Annotated in this window: 20 protein-coding genes; 18 read left to right on the forward strand and 2 right to left on the reverse strand. The window is 43.1% G+C overall.

All coding sequences use genetic code 11. The features are described from left to right. Nucleotides 1-12: 12 nt before the first annotated feature. The 11 genes from MHI35_RS01605 (at nt 13) to MHI35_RS01655 (ending at nt 12349) form a co-directional block, all read left to right on the forward strand. Nucleotides 13-1203 (forward strand): HpcH/HpaI aldolase/citrate lyase family protein, encoded by a 1191-nt coding sequence (locus tag MHI35_RS01605; protein WP_335349613.1) that lies wholly within the window; start codon nt 13-15, stop codon nt 1201-1203. Beyond that, nucleotides 1193-2524 (forward strand): phosphoribosyltransferase family protein, encoded by a 1332-nt coding sequence (locus tag MHI35_RS01610; RefSeq protein WP_211063461.1) that lies wholly within the window; start codon nt 1193-1195, stop codon nt 2522-2524. The genes MHI35_RS01605 and MHI35_RS01610 overlap by 11 nt, the downstream gene beginning before the upstream one ends. Beyond that, the gene (locus MHI35_RS01615) at nt 2517-3626 is read left to right on the forward strand and encodes a cysteine protease StiP family protein (protein ID WP_335349612.1); all 1110 of its coding nucleotides are present in this window, start codon (nt 2517-2519) and stop codon (nt 3624-3626) included. Before MHI35_RS01610 ends, MHI35_RS01615 begins: the two co-directional genes overlap by 8 nt. Beyond that, entirely contained in the window at nt 3623-4438 is an 816-nt protein-coding gene (locus MHI35_RS01620; RefSeq protein ID WP_144523444.1) for an HAD family hydrolase, read from the forward strand. The genes MHI35_RS01615 and MHI35_RS01620 overlap by 4 nt, the downstream gene beginning before the upstream one ends. A 70-nt stretch (nt 4439-4508) precedes the next feature. Beyond that, the gene (locus MHI35_RS01625; protein ID WP_335349611.1) at nt 4509-6125 is read left to right on the forward strand and encodes a YceG family protein; all 1617 of its coding nucleotides are present in this window, start codon (nt 4509-4511) and stop codon (nt 6123-6125) included. A gap of 13 nt (nt 6126-6138) precedes the next feature. Next, entirely contained in the window at nt 6139-7233 is a 1095-nt protein-coding gene (locus tag MHI35_RS01630; RefSeq protein ID WP_003217200.1) for a toxic anion resistance protein, read from the forward strand. Between the two features lie 402 nt (nt 7234-7635). Next, nucleotides 7636-8904, forward strand: coding sequence for a glycine/proline betaine ABC transporter ATP-binding protein OpuAA (gene opuAA, locus MHI35_RS01635; RefSeq protein ID WP_144457180.1), 1269 nt, complete (start codon nt 7636-7638; stop codon nt 8902-8904). Between the two features lie 10 nt (nt 8905-8914). Beyond that, nucleotides 8915-9760 (forward strand): glycine/proline betaine ABC transporter permease subunit OpuAB, encoded by an 846-nt coding sequence (gene opuAB / locus MHI35_RS01640; protein ID WP_119125669.1) that lies wholly within the window; start codon nt 8915-8917, stop codon nt 9758-9760. Continuing rightward, nucleotides 9760-10641, forward strand: coding sequence for a glycine betaine ABC transporter substrate-binding protein (locus MHI35_RS01645; protein ID WP_335349610.1), 882 nt, complete (start codon nt 9760-9762; stop codon nt 10639-10641). The genes opuAB and MHI35_RS01645 overlap by 1 nt, the downstream gene beginning before the upstream one ends. A gap of 106 nt (nt 10642-10747) precedes the next feature. After that, nucleotides 10748-11503, forward strand: a complete 756-nt coding sequence (locus tag MHI35_RS01650; protein WP_335349609.1) for an alpha/beta fold hydrolase — start codon at nt 10748-10750, stop codon at nt 11501-11503. A gap of 123 nt (nt 11504-11626) precedes the next feature. Then, nucleotides 11627-12349 carry an SDR family NAD(P)-dependent oxidoreductase gene (locus tag MHI35_RS01655; protein WP_335349608.1) on the forward strand — a complete coding sequence of 241 codons (723 nt, stop codon included), beginning with the start codon at nt 11627-11629 and terminating at the stop codon, nt 12347-12349. Nucleotides 12350-12592: 243 nt separating this feature from the next. On the opposite strand, the gene MHI35_RS01660 is transcribed toward MHI35_RS01655, so the two are convergent. Next, entirely contained in the window at nt 12593-13720 is a 1128-nt protein-coding gene (locus tag MHI35_RS01660; protein WP_144523440.1) for a M20 peptidase aminoacylase family protein, read from the reverse strand. Nucleotides 13721-13873: 153 nt separating this feature from the next. Here MHI35_RS01660 and MHI35_RS01665 point away from each other — a divergent pair, with 153 nt between their 5' ends. The 3 genes from MHI35_RS01665 (at nt 13874) to MHI35_RS01675 (ending at nt 18130) form a co-directional block, all read left to right on the forward strand. Continuing rightward, nucleotides 13874-15304 (forward strand): YfcC family protein, encoded by a 1431-nt coding sequence (locus MHI35_RS01665; protein WP_012008846.1) that lies wholly within the window; start codon nt 13874-13876, stop codon nt 15302-15304. A gap of 216 nt (nt 15305-15520) precedes the next feature. Continuing rightward, nucleotides 15521-16468, forward strand: a complete 948-nt coding sequence (locus MHI35_RS01670; RefSeq protein ID WP_003217251.1) for an L-lactate dehydrogenase — start codon at nt 15521-15523, stop codon at nt 16466-16468. A 39-nt stretch (nt 16469-16507) separates the two neighbouring features. Continuing rightward, entirely contained in the window at nt 16508-18130 is a 1623-nt protein-coding gene (locus MHI35_RS01675) for an L-lactate permease (protein ID WP_211063383.1), read from the forward strand. Nucleotides 18131-18174: 44 nt separating this feature from the next. Here MHI35_RS01675 and MHI35_RS01680 read toward each other — a convergent pair whose 3' ends face one another. After that, the gene (locus tag MHI35_RS01680) at nt 18175-19164 is read right to left on the reverse strand and encodes a LacI family DNA-binding transcriptional regulator (protein ID WP_335349607.1); all 990 of its coding nucleotides are present in this window, start codon (nt 19162-19164) and stop codon (nt 18175-18177) included. Nucleotides 19165-19273: 109 nt separating this feature from the next. Between MHI35_RS01680 and MHI35_RS01685 the strand changes: the two genes are divergently transcribed. The 4 genes from MHI35_RS01685 to MHI35_RS01700 are packed head-to-tail and all read left to right on the forward strand — an operon-like array spanning nt 19274 to nt 23725. Further along, on the forward strand, nt 19274-20599 hold the full coding sequence (locus MHI35_RS01685) for a DegT/DnrJ/EryC1/StrS family aminotransferase (protein WP_335349606.1): 1326 nt from the start codon (nt 19274-19276) through the stop codon (nt 20597-20599). Continuing rightward, entirely contained in the window at nt 20574-21440 is an 867-nt protein-coding gene (locus MHI35_RS01690; protein ID WP_335349605.1) for an HAD-IIB family hydrolase, read from the forward strand. The genes MHI35_RS01685 and MHI35_RS01690 overlap by 26 nt, the downstream gene beginning before the upstream one ends. Next, a complete protein-coding gene (locus MHI35_RS01695; protein ID WP_335349604.1) occupies nt 21437-22483 on the forward strand; it encodes a Gfo/Idh/MocA family protein in 1047 nt (348 codons plus the stop codon). Before MHI35_RS01690 ends, MHI35_RS01695 begins: the two co-directional genes overlap by 4 nt. Nucleotides 22484-22537: 54 nt before the next feature. Then, nucleotides 22538-23725 (forward strand): MFS transporter, encoded by a 1188-nt coding sequence (locus MHI35_RS01700; RefSeq protein ID WP_335349603.1) that lies wholly within the window; start codon nt 22538-22540, stop codon nt 23723-23725. Nucleotides 23726-23807 lie beyond the last annotated feature (82 nt).

Below are 23807 nucleotides of genomic sequence, written 5' to 3' on the forward strand. Positions count from 1 at the left end.
AGGTGGCACAGCATGCGGTATTTTCGATTTTTATCAGAGGCGAGGCAGCACGATCTTTTTTTCAAGCGGCCGGGGGCGATGCATTCACTGACACCGAGGCACGTACTTGCGCATGCATTAGGTGCTACTTTGTATATGCCTGCGACAAGACAAGATATAGCAGATATGCTGCTGTCGCAGAAATATGAAGCGCTTTGCTCTGTTGTCTTTTGCTTGGAGGATGCCATCGGTGATCAAGAAGTGGACATGGCCGAACAGAATCTAGTGGCACAACTGGCCAGTCTCAAAGAGAAAGTCGCTCATGCTCCTGAAACGGCTGAACATTTGCCTCTTATATTTATTCGCGTTCGTTCGCCGAAACAGCTGCTCAAAATGGCAGACATGCTCGGTCCCTCGCTTCAATTACTTACCGGTTTTGTGTTCCCGAAGTGCTCCGTTCATAATGCGAAGGAATATTTGGACAGTCTGAAACAGGCATCGGCCAAAACGAATACAATCCTTTATGGGATGCCCATTTTGGAAACACCCGATTTACTAGAAAAAGAAACAAGATATACGGTGTTGTCAGAGTTAAAGCAGATTTTGCTGAATGACGAGGAATATATTTTGAATATTCGCATTGGGGCAACGGATCTTTGTGGTTTGTACGGAATTCGCCGTGATCGTGACACGACCATATATGAAATACATTTGATTGCTGACTTGATCACAGATATCATCAATTATTTTGGCCGTTCCTTTGTGGTATCAGGTGCAGTATGGGAGCATTTTGGTCCTGCGCGAAAGGAACAAAAGCCATTCATTCGGGCACTTTCTCATAAGAGTGATGAAGCGTCTTCGTCTGAATTTGATGACGTACAAGGTTTACTCAAGGAGACAAAACTCGATGTGGCTAACGGCATTCATGGGAAGACGGTCATTCATCCAACACATCTCAAGCCAGTTCAAAGCATGTATGTTGTGACGAAGGAAGAGTATATGGATGCATTAAGCATTCTTGAACATGCAGACGGCACAGTTGGCGTAATGAAGAGTACCTTCTCTAATAAAATGAATGAAACGAAGCCCCATTACAGATGGGCAGAGCACATTTTAATGAAGTCAGATATTTACGGGGTGTTTCATGAAAACAGAAGCTATATTGACATACTCACAGAAGCAGAAGCCGCATACGCTGAGCATCTTGGAACATATGGAAGTTGAGCTTGATCTCAAAGAAGGTGCGCTTCACCTAGAAAAAGAGCATCTTTTTGACATGGCAGCAAGGGTGAACAAAAAAAGAGCCTTTTTATTCGTTAGTAAGGTGCTCGGCAAGCACATTCCTGTTCATCCAGTCAAACCGCTCCTTGTCTCGGGTCTTTTAGCCATGGCGTATGCCAAAGAGCAAACAGGCAAGACGTCTCCGCATCAAGACCTTTTAGTAGAAGCACTCAAGACAGATGACCACGCGGTATTATCTAAAGCCTACGAAGCGCTCAAAAAAGAGAAGCTTTCAGGAGGAAAACAGCCGGTCGTGATCGGCTTTGCAGAAACAGCAACTGCTCTTGGACACGGTGTGTATGACGTCTTAGAAGGGGCATCTTACATTCATACGACACGTGAGCAGCTGCTGGATCTTGATCCTTCATTGGTCTTTGAAGAAGAGCATTCACATGCAACGGATCAGCTTTGTTATGCAGATGAAGCATTACTTTGTACAGACCGTCCCATCGTGCTAGTAGATGATGAAGTCACGACAGGCCGTACGAATATCAATATCATTCGGGATCTTCATGCAAAGCATCCGCGACATTCTTACACGATTCTTTCTATTTTAGACTGGCGAACAGAGGAGCACGAAAAAGCCATGTGTGAGCTTGAAGTGGAGCTTGGTATTCACATCACCTCATTGTCTTTATTAAAAGGGCAAATGGTCTTTCGAGGCAAAACGCTGGATGAACCAGCTTATTCGTATGAGATTGCTGAGCAAAAGGATCTGCCAAATCTCTCTTTTCACTCTCTTCAATCTTTCTTTCAGCAAGTGCCGTGTGCACGTTCTCATGCAACCAATTCGGCAGGTCATTCGCCATATATACATGAAACGGGTCGTTTTGGTTTAAACGCAGCAGATACGGCAGCCATCGATCAAGCAGCTGCAGAGGCTGGATTGAAACTGAAGAAGGAACGCAAAGGAAAGCAGACACTTTGTTTAGGAACAGGTGAGCTGATGTATGTGCCGATGAGAGTGGCTGTCCATATGGGAGAGGGCGTTCTCTTTCATTCAACGACGAGAAGTCCAATTCATCCCGTTGAAAAGGATGGATATGCTGTTCAAAATGGGTTCACCTTTGTGAGTCCAGAGGATGCTCGAATTCAGCACTACGTGTACAACATACCAAAAGGTCAATACGATGATGTATTTCTCTTCTTTGAGAAAAAGGTCTCTCAGGAGGCATTACTTCCGCTTGTTCATTTATTTGCCGAACGGCATGTGAAGCATGTGCATATTGTGACTTTATCAGACGAGGTGAAGGTGAATGGCTAATGTGTATACAAAGATGGGAAGCTATCCAGAGCAGGATGTAACCTTCTTACTCAAAGATTTATCATCCATTGAGATGGAGAAAAGCACAGAGGAGCGGGAGCGTTCGATTCAGAGTGGTGCGCATTATTCAGAAATGCTACCGATTGAATATAAACCAACGGAATCTTATATGGATTTATTCTATGAATCTCTGAAAGAAAGTAAGGAGAAGGTAGCAGAAGCTGTAGCTGTTGTAGCAGAACAGATTGTGAAAAGGCGAGGCTACCAAACGGTGCTTTGCAGTTTGGCTAGAGCGGGAACGCCGATCGGGGTGCTCATCAAACGATATATTCGAAAGACATATGGTCTTGAACTGCCTCATTACAGCATCTCAATTATTCGTGATCGAGGAATAGATGAAAATGCGCTGCATTATATGCTCAAGGAACATCCGGGCTATGAGATTGCCTTTATTGATGGATGGACCGGAAAAGGTGCGATTTCGAGAGAGCTCCAAAAAGCGGTGATTGATTTTGAAAAAAAGTACGGTATTCGTCTTTCTAGTGAACTGGCTGTACTCGCTGATCCAGGCTATTGTACACAAGTCTACGGAACGAGAGAGGACTTTCTCATTCCAAGTGCTTGTCTGAATTCGACTGTATCTGGACTTGTTAGTCGGACGGTACTAAACAACCGCTGGATCAATGCCGATGATTTCCATGGGGCAAAATATTATGAAGAGTTGCTTGATGAGGATGTGTCCAATCTGTATGTGGATACAATTGAAGAAGCCTTTTCTAACCTCGAACCAAATCTAGAAGAGAAAGCAGAGACCATCCTCACGCAAGGATTGCCTGCGGATTGGCGGGGTATGGCATCCATTGAAGCGATCGGTCAGGAGTTTCAAATTGAAAACACTCATTTGATTAAACCGGGTGTTGGTGAGACGACCCGTGTGCTGCTGAGAAGAATTCCTTGGAAAATCTTAATTCAGCCCGGGTCTCAGGAAAAGCTAAAGCATATTTTGCTTCTGGCAGAGGACAGGGGCGTTCCTGTCATTGAATATGCCAATATGTCCTATACGTGCTGTGGACTTATTCGTCCGCTGGAGCAGACGTCATGAAGACAAGTGCGTTTGCCAGTGATTTAGACCGGACGCTGATTTACTCACACCGAGTGCTAGATCAGTATGCGTATGAAGGAGATTATGATTTAGTTGAGATGCTGGATGAGCGTCCGCTTTCCTATATGTCGGTTGAAACGAAGAAGTCTTTGCAGATGATTCATCAGTTAAGCTGGTTCATTCCAGTCACGACAAGAACGACCGCTCAGTATGAACGGATCACCTTCTTTCAGCAAGAGCTCAAACCGGAGTATGCCGTCACGACAAATGGGGGCTGTATCCTTCATCACGGCAAGCCGCTTGAGGATTGGCATGTCATTGTTGATGAGAGGCTCAAAGCGTGTATGTCAGTCAGAGAGATGCTAAGAGCCATCTCCGAACTGCCAGTTGCGGCATGGGTGAAGCGTACCCGGACAGCAGAGGGAAGATTTCTTTATTTGATTATGAAAGATGAGTATCTGTCTCTCATTCCACTTACTGAATTGAAGCAATGGGGCGAGGAGAGAGGCTGGCAGGTGTCTCTACAAGGGCGGAAGCTTTATTTTATTCCGGCACCGCTCAATAAGTGGGATGCTGTTGCTTTTCTAAAGGAACGGCTGGCGCTTGAATATGTATATGGAGCGGGTGATTCCCTCTTAGATGCAGGACTCATTCGAGAGGCGGATATGGGCTTTGCCCCAAGGCATGGAGAAGTGCTCGACTTTGATCCGTTACTTGAGCCGACAGTAGCATCTGGCATGGCAGCAGCAGATGAAATCACCGCTTGTGTCATAAAGCAGATGACGACCGCAAAAAAGCCTTCGATTCGATAGCAGAAGTAGAAGGGTGAATGATATGATAGTAGTAGCTTTCGAGAAAATATAGGAGAAAGGAAGGAGCGGCGTGAGTTATAAAGAAATCATTGTTAACCAAACACGGGCGGAGCAGGAAGCCTGGAAAAACGTGCTGAAAAAGCCGCTCCCTGAAAGAGATGGTTATGTAAAGGACGAGCATACATTGTCCTTGCCGCGTCTCGCCGCCCGGGTCCTTGGAACTCCGCATGATGCAACCGATTATTTTATTTATTTACATGAATTATATGAAACAGATGGCATTCATATTTTAAGTGAAACGCTCAATCGTCATATTGAGCCGGAGCATTTTCAAGCGCTTCAACGCATTCATTTGATTAACCAAGAAGAAACGGGATTGTCTGTGAATCGCTTTGTGGCTTTCTTAGACGGTGAACAGCTGATTGTACGCCATCCAAACCTAGTGATGAACCGGCATATCCGTCTTTCATTGATCAAGGTGTTTGAGCATTTCAAACAGCTGCATGAAGGGGGATTTCAGCATCCCGATTTCCGCCGGGTTTTGCTGGATGTCGTAAAGTTCTCCAATAATCATCTAGGTCCATGGCTGAAGGAAGTCAATATAGAAGAAAAAATGCCGGCTGTTATTTGGTATGGAGAGGCGAATAAAAGTCAGCTTTATTTTCTTTACTATGTCATGCTGATTGGCTGTGATGTTGTGCTATTTCATCCAGAGGGCGAGGATTCGTTCCGCGAACTAGATCCAGAAGAAAAGCTGACTTTTATTGATCAGTATCCGGGGACTTCAAAGCTGGAACCGTTCCCTACTGAAAAGCCTGAGAGGAAATCAACGGTGGCGTACCGCTCGACAAGAGAGCTTGAAGAGGTGCTCCATACGGAAGATTCAATGCTGTATAAGCCGTGGCAATTCAGAGATCATACCCCTCATTCTATTACGCTGAAGACAACGTATGATGAGCTGTTTTTGATTGCAAAGGAACGTTCCTTTATCCGCCCTAATTTTCAAGCAGATCGGGACATGATACAGATTCCGAATCTCTTTGCGAAAATGATGGGGGTCACACGAGACAAGCGTGAATACTGGGATCGTATCCACACGTTAATGGAATGGAAAGAGACGAAGACCATTCGCCATTTTCCTTTTACGAAAGAAGTATCTTCGAATTATCAATTTCATTATCAGCATGCCCTTTCGTCTGCTGGAGAGATTGATCCTGAATTATTAATGAAAAGCAATGTGTGGCAGTTTTCTCATCTATATGAGGGGACGCAGCGTGCGATAGCAGAGGCGATATCTCGAATCTGTCAGCATCCGAAACTATTAAAAGAAGGCAATGAGACTGAATTAGATGTCCGTATTTATTTATTCAAACAGGTACTGCATATCGGCCAGGATCTCATTGAACTCATTCAAACCTTTGATTATGCCCAAACCGTACCGAAAGTGATTTTATATCATACGGAATATAATGGTGAGCTGACTCGTTCTGATGCGGCTGCCCTCATTTTTCTAAATGAAATGGGTGTGGATCTCTTCGTGTATCATCCGGCGGGATACCAGTGTATCGAGCGGTATATAGATGACCAATTATTTGATACCCATTGGCTTGATGAGATGGTCATGAATCAGGAATTTAAAGAGCCGTCCATCGTTAGAAAATTATTTCAATCCATTAAAAACCGATAAGGAGATCAAGCTTATGACAAATACAAACGGAAATGACATCATTTCAATTGATAAAGAGGAAATCTCCATTGAGAAGGCAGACGATATTCGCGTTCAGCTTCGAAATGAACCAGAAGTGCAAAATATTGCGAGACAGATCGATGCGAAAAATCAGCTAGAGCTGCTTGAATACGGAAAACAGCCGGCTGTAGAAATTTCTAAGTTCTCCGATCGTATTCTTTCAATGATGCGTTCAACAAGCGTGACTGATTCAGGGACGATGCTGACGCAGCTTGGAAAAATTATGGATCGTTTTGATAAAAATGATTTTGACGAGCCAAAGGGTGGTTTACTGTCAAAAATCTTTAAGCGCGGCGGCAGCATGATTGAAAAGATTTTCAGTAAATATCAAACGCTCGGTGCAGAAATTGAAAAAATTAATGTGGAAATCAGTAAATATAAAGACGAAATGACCAAATCGACTGTGACGCTTGAAGAAATGTATGAGCATAACATTCAATACTATATGGAGCTTGAAAAGTATGTCGTTGCTGGTCAAATGAAAATCGAAGAATTAAAGCAATTGGTTCCTTCTTATGAAGAAAAAGCGGCTAGTGGAAACCAACTAGCACAAATGGAGCTTGATACACTTCGTAACGGTATTCAAGCATTGGAAGAGCGTGTATATGACCTTGATATGGCACGGATGGTAGCTCTTCAAACGGCACCGCAAATTCGTTTATTGCAGCGTGGGAATACGAAACTCATCGGTAAAATCAACTCAGCGTTCATCATCACGATACCGATCTTTAAAAATGGCATCATTCAAGCTGTGACAGCGAAGAGACAAAAGCTTGTGGCTGATTCAATGAGTGAGCTGGATAGAAGAACAAATGAAATGCTGAAACGAAATGCTGAAAACATCTCAAGCCAAAGTGTGGAGATTGCCAAATTGTCTGGACGTCCAAGTATCGACATTGAAACGATCGAATCTTCCTTTAATACAATTGTACAAGGAATGAAAGAAACGAAACAGATCGAAGAAGAAAACAAACGATTACGCGAAGATGGAACAAAGCGTATGCTTGAATTGCAAGATAATATTAAGCGAGCTGCCCTAGAGTCCTAAAAAAACAAGCTGTCTGTAACTAAGGTTGCAGGCAGTTTTTTAATATTTTAATTAAAATTTGAATGAAAAAGGTTTCTATGTGACCATTTTCGGGTAAATTCTGTTCAGGGGAATGGTTCACCCATGTTTGAAAAAAGTCCGCTATGGTGAGGGTTTGGGTTATTTTTTAGCACAATTAGGAATTTCCAGTAAAATATTGTCTGATGAGAGGAAATACCCCGTAAATTATGTTGTTTATGAAGCATTCTATAGGATTTACGAGTAATACGGCGTATAAACTCTAATCACCAGACCTCTTATATGGAATTCATACATATTGTGCGGAAATAAGCGAATTCTAAAGATTGTTCGCATCATAACGCTTATGTTACGGTTATTAAGATGCTAATTTGGAGGGAAAATATGAATTCTGAAGAGAGAAATATCAAAATCAAGATAAATAATGTATCTAAAATTTTCGGTAAAAATGCTAAAAAAGCATCTCAAATGCTTGAAAAAGGGAAAACAAAAAGAGAGATTCTAAAAGAGACCGGCGCAACAGTTGGTGTCAATCGAGCAAATTTTGATGTGTATGACGGCGAGATATTTGTCATCATGGGGCTATCAGGGAGCGGAAAGTCCACACTTGTGCGGCTGCTAAATAGGTTAATCGAACCAACCTCCGGCGAAATATATATTGATGGGGATATGATAACAAATATGTCAAAGGATCAATTGCGTGAAGTTAGACGTAAAAAGATCAGCATGGTCTTCCAAAACTTCGCATTGTTCCCGCACCGCACCATTCTTGAAAACACAGAGTATGGTCTTGAATTACAAGGTGTAGACAAAGAAGAGCGCCGCTCAAAAGCGCTTGAATCTTTAAAGCTTGTTGGACTAGAAGGCTTTGAAGAGCAGTATCCAAACCAATTAAGTGGTGGGATGCAGCAGCGTGTTGGATTGGCACGTGCATTAGCAAATGACCCTGACATCTTATTAATGGATGAAGCGTTCAGCGCACTCGATCCATTAATTCGTAAAGACATGCAGGATGAATTGCTTGAGCTTCATACATCTGTAGGGAAAACGATCATTTTCATTACCCATGATTTAGATGAGGCGCTTCGTATTGGCGACCGTATTGTGCTCATGAAGGACGGGAATATCGTTCAGATCGGAACACCAGAAGAAATATTGATGAACCCATCGAATGAATATGTTGAACGTTTCGTTGAAGATGTTGATCTTTCTAAAGTATTAACCGCTGGTCATATTATGAAACGTGCAGAAACAGTTCAGATCGACAAAGGGGCTCGTGTTGCGCTTACGCTCATGAAAAACCTTGGGATTTCGTCAATCTATGCAGTCGATAAGAAAAAGCATTTATTAGGTGTTATTTCTGCACAAGCAGCGAAAAAGGCGGCAGAAACGAATACGTCGCTAGAAACTGTTCTTGATAAAGAATTTACAACCGTATTGGAATCTACGTATTTGACAGAAATCTTTGATGCGGTGTCTGATGCGGCAAACATTCCAATTGCCGTTGTCGATGAGAAAAACAGAATGAAGGGCATTGTGGTCAGAGGTGCATTAATTGGTGCGTTATCAGGTAATGATGAGTATATCAACATGTCTTCTAACAAGCTTGAGGAAATTAAAACACAAGAGCCTTCTGCACAGGAGGTAGAATAAGATGTTTAGTATGAGTGATTTACCTAGAATTCCGTTCGCGGATTATATCGATCGATTTGTTGACTGGTTAACATTAACGTTTGGTGGTTTCTTTGATGGCATCACAAATGGATTAGCAGGCACAGTAAATGGAATTGTGGCAGCACTTGGTGTGATTCCATCCATTATTTTAACCCTTATTTTTGCCGGTATTGCTTGGTGGATCAGTACAAGAGGAGTTGCTCTTTTCACACTTATCGGGTTTTTACTGATCGACTATTTAGGCTACTGGCATCCAATGCTTCAAACACTTGCGCTCGTTTTAACTGCTGTGGTCATTTCCATCGTGATCGGAGTCCCGATCGGTATTTGGGCATCACAGAAGGAAACTGTGCGTAAAATTGTAACACCTATTTTAGATTTGATGCAGACAATGCCTGCATTCGTTTATCTATTACCAGCCATCTTCTTCTTTAACATTGGGGTTGTGCCTGGCGTTGTGGCATCCGTTATTTTCTCTATGCCGCCAACGATTCGTATGACGATTCTCGGTATTAAACAAGTACCTTCTGATTTAATTGAAGCAACAGAAGCCTTTGGTTCAACGACATTCCAGCGTTTGTTCAAAGTTCAGCTTCCACTTGCAACAAAAACCATCCTAGCTGGTATAAACCAAAGTATCATGCTTGCTCTATCAATGGTTGTTATCGCAGCAATGGTAGGTGCACCAGGACTTGGTTCAGAAGTATATAGTGCGGTAACGCAGCTGAAAACAGGAATTGGTTTTGAAGCAGGGATTGCCATTGTTATTGTGGCAATTACACTTGACCGTATTACACAAAACATTAAAACGAAAAAAACCAGGGGGAATGCTTAATGTGGAAAAAGTCTCTCTACATTGGGATGACCGCCCTGCTTGTCTTTTTACTAGCAGCTTGTGGTGCAAAGCCGGATTCAAATGCGAGTGCGGCACAGCAGGTGAATAAAACCATTATCGGCATTGATCCTGGTTCAGGGATTATGGCGCTAACGGATCAAGCGAAAAAGGATTACGGCTTAGAGGATTGGACGGTCGTGTCTGCATCAAGTGCAGCCATGACTGCAACGCTCAAGAAATCTTACGACCGTAAAAAGCCCATCATCATCACTGGTTGGAATCCACACTGGATGTTTTCTCGCTATGATTTAAAATATTTAGATGATCCAAAAAAATCTTACGGTGAAGCGGAAGAGATTCATACGATTTCTCGTAAGGGGTTTGCAAAGGATGAGCCCGATGCAGCCAAAATGCTTGGTCAGTTTGAATGGTCTCAAGATGACATGGGCGAAGTCATGATCGATATCCAAGATGGTATCAATCCAAAGGATGCTGCCGTTAAATATGTGAAAAAACATAAAGACCAAGTAGCAAAATGGACAAAAGGCGTGAAAAAGTCGAATGGCGCCAAAGTCAATCTTGCCTACGTTGCATGGGATAGTGAGATTGCAAGTACCAATGTTGCTGCAGAAGTGTTGCGTGAGCTCGGATTTAAAGTGACTTTGACTCAGGTGGAAGCAGGTCCAATGTGGACAGCAATTGCAACTGGAAGTGCGGATGCATCATTATCTGCTTGGCTGCCAAATACGCATAAAACGTATGCAGCGAAGTTTAAAGGGAAATATGATGATCTAGGTACTAGTATGAAAGGTCTTCGCATGGGTCTAGTTGTTCCGACATATATGAAGAACGTCAACTCGATTGAAGATTTGAAAAAATAACCTATTATGATGCGGTTCCCTTATAATAGAAGGGAGCATATGAAAAAGCAGTCTGCTCAAAAAGCGGCTGCTTTTTTCTTATATAAGAAAGGTGGACGAGTTGTCGATGATGGTTAAGCCGATCATGATTTTCCTGCATGGCGGAGGAGTAAGCAGCTGGATGTGGCAGGAACAGATACAAACATTCAAGGAAACGTATGAATGCTATACGCCTGATCTCATTGGTCACGGGACAAGAGCAGATGAACAGTCATTTTCTATGCGAGAAAGTGCTCTTGAAGTCATCTCGTTGATCAAGGAGCATGCGCATGGCCGTCAAGTGATACTCATTGGCTTCTCGCTAGGTGCACAGGTTGCCGTTGAGGTGTTATCAAGAGAACCTAACATTGTAGACATAGCCGTCATCAACAGCGCTCTTGTGATGCCGCTACCATGGCTTTACTTGATGGTGAGACCTCTTTTACCTCTTACGTATCCATTATTAAAGAAAGATTGGTTTATCGAGCTCCAAGGTGAAAAGATGGGGCTTCCAAAGGATGTACTCAATCACTATATGGCGGATTCGAAAAGTTTGCAGAAGAAAACCCTTCTAACGATGTTTCAAGAAAATCTCCATTACAAGCTCCCAGACACGTTTCAACAAGCGAAGGCACGAATTCTTGTCACAGTGGGAGAAAAGGAGAAAGGCATTATGAAACGGTCAGCAAAGAAAATAACGAATTCACATCCGCAAGCAGCAGGTGTCATTGTTCCCGCTATTGGACATACATTTACGTTTGAAAAGAAAGAACTGTTTATGGATATGGTTCAATGCTATATAGAGGAACGTGCGTTACCAGTGGAGTTAAAGGAAATCAAGTAACCGAAAGTAAAGACAGGCATAAAAGAGGCAGCCAGATCTTGGAACCGATATGATAGAGGTATAAAACGCTTACTGATGAGCTGCTGTCTGACTGAAAGCTCATGAGACATAGAAGGAGGAGCTATGAGTAAAAACTATATCATATTCGGTGCAAGTCAAGGATTAGGGGATGCTTTTGTGAAGGGTCTTCCTTCGATCGGAGATACAGTGTGGATTGTGTCTCGAAGTGAACCGAGCAGTTTGAAATTAGATGACGGTGTACATAGAATTTGGCTGAAAATTGATTTATCAAGCCAATCTCATATCCCATACATGATCGAAGCATTGGGGAACAAAACCATTGATGTCCTCATCTACAACGTCGGCTTATGGGAAAAACGAGGCTTTGAAGATGATTATTCATTTGATCATGATCAGCCAGAGGATATTGCTCATTTAATCAATGTGAATGTCACCTCAACGATTACATACATCCAAGCACTGCTTCCAAACGTCAGAAAATCGAAGAATGGAAAAATCATTGTGGTTGGTTCAACGGCGGGACTCGATCATACAAATCTACCGCAAGTTTCATTTGTTGCCTCTAAATTCGGCCTTCGCGGAATTGTGAATGCACTAAGAGAGCATGTGAGAAAAGATAAAATATCCGTCACCTGTATCAATCCAGGAGAATTGGCAGCGGAGGTTCCATATGAAGATGGTGCCGAAAAAGCCATCGCTCTATATGATGAAACAAGAATTCCTGTACAGGATATTGTGGAGCTTGCGAGATGTGTGATTCATTTATCAAGGGTATCTTGTGTAAAAGAAATCAACGTCCCAGCCATGTCAGATTTGAATGCATAATATCAAGTAGACCACCCGCTAAAAAACGGGTGGTTTCAGCGTGTAGACAAACCCTCGCATTGGTTGTCAGTCCTGCGTGCTGATGCTCACGAATGTCAAATTTGCTCCGCGCCAGTACTCGTCCTTCCTAGACTGCAAAGGTTTTCTATCACGCTGAAAAGGAGACAAAGGGCTAAAATCAAGATCATTTTAGCCCTTTGTCAACAATCTGAGACCACCTCTAAAAACGGGTGGTTTTTTATTTTATGATGAATGCTGCTGAAGGGTTTGATAAACAGCTTCAGTCAAAATTTCAATGCCAGTAAAAATAGCAGAACGGTCGAATGTCATATATGGATGATGTAGACCAGGCTCTAGATCACAGCCTAAACCAAGCATCGTGGATTTGATATGCGGAAGCTTTGCAGCATAAAAGTGAAAATCCTCTCCACCTGTCGTTACGAGCGGCGGATCGAGCTGCTCTTTGCCTAAAACCTTTTCAATGGCTTGAGACATCATCTGGACGGCTTCCTCATTCAAAGTTGCGGCAGGCAGACGATGATCTGTTGAAAGTGAAATGGAAGCGCCAAAGGCATCCGCTACAGAATGGACGGCTCTTTCAATTTCTTTTTCTAGTTCATCCATCACTTCATTTGTTTGTGCTCTGACATCTAATGTAAAAGAAGCTTTGCCAGGGATGATGTTTGAACTGCCTCCGCCAGCATGTAGGTTGGTCATTTTCACAGAATGTGCAACTCTTGGGTCGACATGGATATGCGCGAGTCTTTGCACGAGGGTAGAAGCCACTTCAATCACGTTGACCCCTAGATGCGGGCGTGCACCGTGGGCTTCCTCACCGATAATTGTGCCGATGTAATGATTACTCGATCCATGCAAAATCGCAGGTGCGCAGCGTCCGTTTAATGTTTCTTGAATTGGGCGCACATGTACTCCATATAAGTAATCTACGTCTGCTAGCACACCTTCTTCAATCATTTTCAACGCACCGCCGCCTTTTTCCTCAGCAGGCTGAAAAATGAACCGGATGGTGCCGTTTGGGAGCTCTTTTTCTTTTAATGCCATGAAGGTGCCGAGAGCCATTGTCATATGTGCATCGTGACCACATGAATGATTGGCTTGAAATTCACCATCTACTTCCTGCCAAAGTGCATCAATATCGGCTCTCACAGCGACCACAGGTGAACCTTCTCCAATTTCACCAATCACTCCTGTACAGTCGTCAAATGTTCGAGTCTGACAGCCCATTTTCTTTAATAAGTCCTCAAGATAAGCCGTCGTATTCGTTTCTTCCCAGCTGATTTCTGGGTGAGCGTGCAAGTGATCAAAGATGTCTTTCACCGTTTGCTGCATGTCGTTTGTCAAAGTTGTCATGAATAGCCTCCTTGCTGACAGAAAATCTGTCAAAATATTCTTTTAGTGAAATAATATTGATCTTAAATATCATCAGTGTTTATAATATAACACATCATTTGATTATTCTGAAAATTAAGTGAAATTCCGATCGGGACAAAGGGGTTTTGACACATGAAAACAGCAGCAGTATCACCACCAGAGAAACAAAAAAGAAAACTTCAAATGCCGGATGCGTATGTTCTCTTATTTATCATTGCGCTCATTTGTACCATTGCCACGTATTTTGTGCCAGCAGGTGAATTTGACCGAAAGACATCAGGGGAAATTACAACAGCTGTTCCTGGCAGCTATCACCGGATTGATCAATCACCCGTAAGTCCAGTGGGCTTTTTTACAGCCATTCAGGAAGGGATGGTAGGGTCTTCTTCTATTATTTTTCTCATTTTATTTACTGGCGGAACCATCGCCATTTTGGAGAAAACAGGTGCCATTAACGGAATGATTCATCATGTCATCAGCAGATTTCAAACAAAGCAATTATTGTTTATTTGTATTGTTGGAGGATTATTTTCAGTGCTTGGAACGACCGGAATTGTCGTGAACTCTGTTATCGGATTTATTCCAATCGGGATCATTGTGGCAAGATCCTTGAAATGGGATGCTGTAGCAGGAGCGGCGGTTATTTATATCGGCTGTTATGCCGGGTTTAACGCAACCATTTTGTCTCCATCTCCACTGGGGTTATCTCAGACGATTGCAGAGCTGCCGATTTTTTCTGGCATTGGTCTGCGTGTCATTATTTATCTTTGTTTTCTTATATCTAGTATTGTGTACATCTATTTATATACAAGACGCCTAAAGAATAAAGAGAAGGGAAGTCTTCTTGGAGATCAATGGTTTCCTGCGAAGGGGCTTGGCGGATCTGATGCAGAATCCGTGGACAAGCCTGCATTTACCGGCAGACATAAGTTGATTTTAGCAGTGTGTGGATTGTCTCTTGGGGGCTTCTTATATGGCGCGCTTCAGCTTGGCTGGACCGATAAGGAAATGGCAGGAGTCTTCATTTTCATGGCGATTGCCGCTGGATTGCTTGGCGGATTAGCAGCCAATGATATTGCGAAAACGTTTATCGTCGGCTGTCAAAGTCTTGTTTACGGCGCACTCATTGTCGGAATGGCACGCTGCATTTCTGTCATTTTGGAAAACGGTAAGCTGCTTGATACCGTGGTGAATGGCTTGGCGAGTATGCTGACAGGATTTAGTCCAATTGCTGGTGCGATCGGGATGTATATTGCGAGTGCACTACTTCACTTTTTAATTTCGTCAGGATCGGGAGAAGCGGTTGTCTTTATTCCAATTCTTGCGCCGCTGGCTGATTTAATGGGTATCACAAGACAAGTCGCTGTAGAAGCGGTTATGCTTGGCGAAGGGGTGGTTAACTGTATCAATCCGACGTCAGGTGTGTTGATGGCTGTGCTTGCTGCAAGTGGTATTCCTTATGTGAAGTGGCTGCGTTTTATGGTGCCGCTTGCACTCATTTGGTTTGTCATTGGCCTTGTCTTTATTTGTATCGGCGTGATGATTAACTGGGGACCTTATTAATATATATAAAGCTGCTGAACATGGTTTGGCAGCTTTTTTCTTGTGGAAATATGCATGGGAACAGCGCTTTGAAAGTATAATAAGTGTGTTCACAAATTCGCTACATATTTTTTTTGAGCAACCCCCTTGCAAAAGTTTGTGAAGTATTGCACAATAAGAATGTGAAATACTTCACAAACATAAAACAACCTAGTTTTACTCAGGAGGATGAGATAAATGACAAACGAAAAAGTAAACAAAGTAGCACTTATTGGAGCAGGTTTTGTAGGTAGCAGTTATGCCTTTACATTAATAAATCAAGTGATCACAGATGAATTGGTTGTCATCGATTTGAATCAAGATAAAGCAATGGGTGACGTGATGGATTTAAACCACGGGAAAGCATTTGCTCCGCATCCAGTGAACACATGGTATGGAGATTATGAGGATTGTAAGGATGCAGACATTGTATGTATCTGTGCTGGAGCGAACCAAAAGCCAGGTGAAACGAGACTTGACCTTGTGGAGAAAAACTTAAATATATTTAAAGGCATTGTAGACAATGTGATGAAAAGTGGATTCGATGGTATTTTCTTAGTCGCCACAAACCCTGTTGATATTTTAACATATGCGACTTGGAAATTCAGTGGACTGCCAAAAGAACGAGTGATCGGCAGTGGAACTACACTTGATACTGCAAGATTTAGATACATGCTCAGTGAGTACTTTGATGCAGCGGCGCACAATGTGCATGCGTATATCATTGGAGAGCATGGCGATACTGAGCTTGCTGTTTGGAGTCATGCGAATATCGGAAGTGTACCGATTACAGAATTAATGAAGAAAAATGATCAATACAAACAAGAAGATTTAGATGAGATGATGGAAAATGTTCGTCATGCCGCTTATCAAATCATTGAGAAAAAAGGCGCTACTTACTATGGTGTAGCGATGAGTTTGGCCCGCATAACAAGAGCGATTCTGCACAATGAAAACAGTATTTTGACTGTCAGCACTTACTTAGATGGAGAGTACGGAGCAGAAGATGTCTACATTGGTGTACCTGCCCTTGTGAATCGAAATGGCGCAACAGAAGTGATAGAGCTTGCACTGAATGATACAGAAAAAGAACAATTCGCACACAGTGTGAATGTGTTAAAAGAGATTTTGGCTCCTCATTTTTAATCAAAAGCAACCTATCTGAGCAGAAAAGGATGAATCACTATGTGGCAGCAAATATATAATCCGTTTGGTAATGAGTTCGTGAGTGCATTGGTAGCCATGCTTCCAATTTTGTTTTTCCTACTTGCATTAACCGTATTTAAGTTAAAAGGTGTTTTAGCCGCTTGTTTTACCTTAATTGTCAGTTTTGTCACAGCGGTTTTCTTCTTTCATATGCCAATTGAAAAAGCGTTATCTGCTGTGCTGCTCGGTATATCTAATGGGCTGTGGCCGATTGGATATATCGTCATCATGGCGGTTTGGCTCTATAAAATTGCTGTAAAATCTGGTAAATTCGATGTTATTCGTTCTAGTATTGCAGGAATCTCTCAAGATCAACGTCTTCAGCTCTTATTAATTGGTTTTAGTTTTAACGCATTTTTAGAGGGAGCCGCTGGGTTCGGTGTACCGATTGCGATTAGTGCCGCTCTCTTAACAGAGCTTGGGTTTAAACCGCTGAAAGCTGCGATGCTTTGCTTAATCGCCAATGCTGCGTCTGGCGCATTTGGTGCTGTGGGTATCCCAGTCATTACAGGAGCGCAAATGGGCAATATGACGCCGCTTGCATTATCTCAAACCCTTGTGTTAACGATTCCGTTTATTTCATTCTGTATTCCGTTCCTACTCATTCTCATTGTGGACGGATTCAAAGGGATTAAAGAAACGCTCCCTGCCTTGCTTGTTGTGAGTGGAAGCTATGCCATTTTACAAGCTGTCACAATGGTGACAATGGGTCCTGAGCTTGCCAATATTATTTCAGCTTTAGCAAGTATGGGGATTTTGGCTTTATTCCTTCGAAAATGGCAGCCGAAACACATCTATCGTGAAGAAGGAGCACCAGCCGTTGAACAGAAACAAACGTATCGCGGGGTTGAAGTGCTGAAAGCATGGTCTCCGTTCTATATTTTAACTGCTGTGATTACGGTATGGAGTCTGCCAGCATTTAAAGCGTTGTTTGCTGTAGGAGGCCCGCTCAACTGGACAACCATTTTAGTGAAAATGCCATTTTTACATCAGCAAATTGTGAAATTACCACCAATTGCACAAACAGCAACACCTATTGATGCGATCTTTAAAATTGATGTGATCAGTGCAACGGGTACGGCCATTCTGATTGCAGTGATGCTGACAGGTTTGTTTAGCAGACATATTACATTAAAAGAAGGCGCTGCCTGCTTAAAAGCATCAGTGAAAGAGCTTTGGGTACCAGTTCTCACCATTTGTTTTGTCATGGGCTTTGCCAACTTGGCGAACTTCGCTGGTCTAAGTTCAGCCATTGGGCTTGCACTTGCCAAAACAGGCGATTTGTTCCCGCTTGTCAGCCCAGTGCTTGGCTGGATCGGGGTGTTTATTACAGGATCTGTTGTGAGTAACAATGCCTTATTCGGTAATCTTCAAGCGGTCACTGCTTCTCAAATCGGCTCACAGGCTGGTTTGTTAATCGGAGCAAATACAACGGGTGGGGTCATGGCGAAATTAATTTCTCCACAATCTATCGCCATTGCTACAGCAGCAGTTGGAGAAACAGGTAAAGAATCTGAGCTCTTCCAAAAGACTGTGAAGTACAGCTTTATCCTGCTCGGCATAGTGTGTGTATGGACATTCATTCTTGCTCAATTTGTATAGGTTGATAGACTAAAAAAGACTGAGACAGCTCTCAGTCTTTTTCTTTATGTCGATTCCCTTGTCACGAGCCGGGTAGGCAGCTGGATATGTTCACGCTGTAATGGTTTTTGGTCTTGCAGGAGCTCGATCATTTGCTGCACAGATCGCTGGCCAAGCTCTACGATCGGGATGTCAATTGTGGTAATCGTTGGAGCTGTCACCTCGCAAATGTCTTGATTGTCATAGCCGATCACCGCTAGATCCATAGGAATGTGATAACCGTATGAAATGGCTTGTTTAATGAGCCCAGCAGCGACTTGATCATTACCGGTGAAAATGGCATCGGGTGCATTCTTCATGTCATGGATGACATCCATTAAGCGAAAGCCGTCTTCAATGGTGAAGGCCTCGCCGAACAGCCAATCGTCATGTAGCGGCAATCCGTGGGCAGAAAGTGCGTCAAGATAGCCCTGTTTCCTCTGTTTCTGTGCTTCACTGCTTTCTGTATCAAAGCAAAATCCAATCGATTTCCGTCCCGACTGAATCAAGTAGTCAACTGCTTTATAGGCAGCTTCCCGCTCATCGTATCCAATAATCGGAATGTCTGCTGTTTGATGATATTCATTCGCCATGACAATAGGGCCGTTCGTTAAAAATGGCTTGATCTTTTCCCACGGATTTTCTAATGCCCCTAATATGACCCCATCTACTTCTCTTCTTTTTAATAATTGAAGCCCTTCAAGCTCTAAAGATTCCTGATAAAACGTCTGAAGCACGATGGCTTTATAACCTTGATCCAGTGCTTCTTTTGAAATGCCTTTAATCAATTGTGCAAAAAAAGGATGGTCCACAGCCGGGACAGACACAGCAATGGTTTTTGTCTGATGTGAACGTAGAGTGCGAGCTGCTGAACTCGGTGTATATTCCATTTCCTTCATCACCTGTAAAATGAGCTGGCGCTTTTCCTCTGACACATATGGATGATGATTCAGCACTCTGGAAACGGTGGTGGTTGAAACCCCGCAGCGTTTGGCAATTTCATAAATTGTACACATATTAACAAATCCTTTACACAAAGTTATTGTTCTGAAATCGATAACATCATTTACAATGTGAAACAAGTTAAATATTAACTAATGGAATTGATTAATTGGAGGGAATGGAATGCAAATATTGACGAAGATATCAGGTAAAAGCAAGGATTATCTTCCTTTGCTGGATATGATCAATCAAGGTGTTCAAGTAAAGTCTGATTCAGTTGAGAAGCACCTAGCAAATGAAAAGCTGGTGACGTTCCTTGAGCAAGATATAGGACGCACTGGCTTGGAAAAAATTCTCTTCCATTATAAACAAAATAAGGAAAAAAAGATACCGTTTCTACCAGTCGATAAACTGATTTCAGAGGATGAGATCGATGACATTATGCAGGTGCTGAAAGAAGTATTGAGCTCTGGCCGTTTTACTTCAGGACCATATATTCCGGCGTTTGAAAAGCAGCTCGCTGAGTATTTAGGGAAGAAATATGTTATTGCCACGTCAAGTGGAACTGATGCTCTAATGATTAGCCTTATATCAGCAGGCGTCCAATCAGGAGATGAGGTCATTTTGCCAGCGAATAGCTTTGCTGCAACAGAAAATGCAGTGCTTGCGATGGGGGCTGTTCCGGTCTATGCCGATATTGATCCAGATACTTACTGCATGGCACCGAGTGAAATAGAGAAGCATATCACAGATCAAACGGCATGCATTCTTCCGGTTCATTTATATGGAAAACAAGCGGATATGAAGGCGATCTCGGCAATTGCGAAAAAGCATGGGCTGAAAATCATTGAAGATGGCTGTCAGGCGATCGGCAGCACCGGCCTTGGCGCATATGGAGATGGGCTTGTTCTTAGCTTTAATCCATACAAAAACCTTGGTGTTTGCGGCAAGGCGGGAGCCATCGCGACAAATGATGAAGCCTTAGCAGAAAAATGCATGGAAATCAGCTATCACGGCTTTGAAGTAGGAAAGAAAAATGTCAAACGCAGTGACTATGGCTTTAATTCGAAAATTGATAATTTGCAGGCAGCGATCGGACTCGAACGCATGAAGTATTTAGGATTACAAAACTTTAAACGTTTCTACTTAGCAAAGCGCTACATTGACCAGCTGCAAACGCTAGAGGATGAAGGATACTTGAAGCTTCCGAAGCTGACAGATGATCATGTCTGGCATTTGTTCCCGATCAGAGTGCTGAAGGGAGAACGAGATGAGCTTGCCGCGAAATTGCTGGAAATGGGCATAGAGACAGATGTTTATTACCCAATCCTATCGCACCAGCATCATACAAAACTTGTTTCTCAAAAGTATAAACGGACGACACTTCCGCACACGGAAAAAGCAGCACAGCAATTACTTCACTTGCCGCTGTATCCAGGTATGCCGCTGCAAGATCAGGAGAAGGTCATCGAGGGGGTTCATCATGTTATCAAGTCTTCCATTCAATAAAAAACTGCTAAATCAGCCAAAAAATCCAAAGTGGATCGTCTTCTGTGACTTTGATGAAACCTATTATTCTCACGAAATGACAGAGGAGCAGCGTGAGGATGTCAAGCGGCTGGAGACTTTTGTGGCAGAAAAGAGCGAAGCAGGACAACTCATGCTTGGCTGGGTGACGGGGAGCAGCCTTGATTCCGTGACGAGCAAAATGGAAAAAGGCGGTTTTCATCAATTCCCGCATTTCATTGCGTCGAACTTAGGGACTGAGATTGTGTATACATCAGATGCTCATTTTGGACAGCCAGATGCTGAGTGGATGAAGCGTCTGGATGCGCAGGGATTCTCAGATGAAAAAATTGAAAGCATCCTCGAAACCATACGTGAAAAGGGAATTCATCTCAGGCCGCAAACGCAGCTGGGAAGCTCAGGATATAAGAAGAATTTCTATTATCAGGAGCAGGATGAACGGACAGATCTTCATCATCTATCATTCATCCAAACACTTGCCAAAGAGCGCGGGGTGGCGGTCAACATCAACAAATGCAATCCGCTTGCAGGAGACCCTGCGGATTGCTATGATGTCGATTTTTTACCAGTCGGCACAGGGAAGGATGAAATTGTCCGCTTTATGCTGAACCAATATGATTTATCGAAAGATCAAGGCTTTGCCTTTGGAGATAGTGGGAACGATTTGCGGATGCTTCAATCCGTCACGCACGGTTTCCTTGTCCAAAATGCGACGGCCGAAGCCAAGCGGCACCATCATCAAATTTGTCATCATGGGTATGCAAAAGGAATCTATGAAACACTGAAAACAGTGATGTATAAACATGAGGAGGCACATTCATGAAGAAAATTGGAATTGTTGGAGCAGGGAATATTGCAAAAGCACATGCAAGAGCATTATCAACGATCAAAGGTGCAGAGTTATCAGGTGTCTATGATTTACACGAGTCAGTTGCACAGGGATTCATAAAACAGTACGGCGGACGTGTGTATTCAAGTATCGAAACTTTAGCAGATGCATCCGATGGGTTGATCATTGCATCCCCGAATTTTTGTCACAAAGACCATGCCCTTCAGGCACTAAGAGCAGGACAGCCCATTTTATGTGAAAAGCCGATGGCTGTGTCGCTGAAGGAAGCGAAGGAAATGGTGGAGACAGCCAAACAGTTCCAGGTTCAAGCCAGTATGGGCTTTAACTATCGTTACTTATCCTTTGTGAATATTTTGAAGAACTTGATTGCAAATGATGAATTAGGCCGGATTTTGACGGTCAGGACTCATTTCAAGAAAAACAGTGCCCTCAGAAGAAAGACATTTTCATGGAGAGACAGCAGTGAGAGTCTTCGCACGAGCGGTGCATTAGGGGATCTGGGCATTCATTTAATTGATATGCTGTGGTACTTATTTGGCAGTGAGATGAAGAAAGAATCACTTAATACCAAGATGCTGACGCATGTAAAGGAAAAAGAAGAGAAAAAGGTACAGGTCGATGATCATACCGAAATTTTCGGTCAGATGGAGAATCAAGTGTTCTTTCACTTGGTCACATCCAAAAGCACGCAGCCCGAGGAATGCGGATTCAGTGTAGAAGTCGTTGGACATGACAAGGTATTCAAATACCATACGAACATGAAAAACGAATATGAGATCAGCGATGGCTTGTGTGTGGAGTGCCATCAAATGCCGCAAACCTTGCTGACAGATCCGCCAAATGAATTTTATGGATGGTCTGATACGTTCCGTGACCAGTTGATGCACTGGGTGAATACAGATCCATATCCATCTCATATGAAAGTCGCTGATTTTGTAGACGGGTATCGCGCACAGGCTGCGCTTAATACATGCTTCGAGAGGGAAGAGGCGGTCGAGTCTGCTCGGGCATATTAAAGAGGTGGAGCGGAGGATGTCAAAACTCCGCTCCTTTTTAGAGGAAGTGAAAAGATGAAAAAAGTATTTTATTTTGGCTGTGTCTTTTATTTTTTTATTGGGACCATTCATGTGTTTTTTGGCAGCTTAACTCCTTATTTACTGGCTAGTTACGATAAGGGTCCCGGGGAATTATCTTCTTTAATCTTTTTTCAGTTTATTGGTTTTTTGACAGGGGTTCTGTTATCCCCCATCCTTGTGAGGAAAAAAGGCTATGGCGCTGTTCTGACTATGGGTCTTTTGCTGATGATCGGGTCACTTCTGCTTGGGCTTTTGGTGCCGGGCTGGTCAACTCTTGTGCTGGCAGGGTTTTTTCTTGGCAGTGGTGCAGGCAGTCTTGAGACAACAGCCGGAGCGTATGTGATTTCGATGGCAAACAGTGCGAAGCGAATCAGCATCATGGAGGTCTTCTTTGGGTTAGGAGCGCTATTATTTCCACTTGTGATTTTACTGACTGTCAACGAACAGACGTGGCACTATGTGTTTTTATTTCAAGTTGGCGCACTGACTTTCTTCCTTATGCTTTGGATTGCTTTTATGAACAAATTGCCTCGTGGACAGATGATTTCTCCTTCCAATGGGGTGAAAAAACCGTCCTTACTTGTTGATCGAAACAATCGAATGATTGTGGTGATCATGATTTGTTTTGCCTTTTTCTACGCAGGGATTGAAACGAACTTTGCGAACTTTTTGCCGTCGATCATGCTGGAGAAGGGGGGAGACAATTGGGGTCTCTTTGCAGTCTCCACTTTCTGGACAGCCATTGTCATCGGCAGAACCGTGATTGCGAGAAAAGCAGATCAGCTGCACCCGCTGCGTTTTTTAAAGCTAAGTGCAGCACTCATGATTCTCTTGCTCGTGATCTTTGCGCTGACAACACACATCACTGTTCAGCTGCTTCTCATCTTTTTCATCGGTCTGTGTGCAGCTGGTATGTTCCCAATCGCACTGACTGCATCTGCTTTAATGATTGAAAATGCCATCGACGAGGCCACGAGTTACTTTATTGCAGCCGCAAGTTTAGGCGGAGCCTGCTTGTCCTTCTTGATCGGCTTTAGTCTTGAATGGGCAGGAGCAGCAAGTGCCATCTTTGTTTTTGCTTTCTTAGCTGTTCTTCTATTTACAGCTGCGATTCAAATGAATCGTGTGAAGAAAAAAGAAACCGTTCTCCCCAAGCAGTCGGCACTGAAAGCGGATCAGTAAGCGATATCCACTCTTTCCCCTAAGTCCGCCTGAAAAGATGACAAGGACTTGTACTAAACCACTAAGCGTTTGAATAATATGT

It is taken from the genome of Bacillus sp. FSL K6-3459, from assembly GCF_038003305.1.
In the GTDB taxonomy this organism is placed as follows: Bacteria; Bacillota; Bacilli; order Bacillales; family Bacillaceae; genus Bacillus; species Bacillus pumilus_O.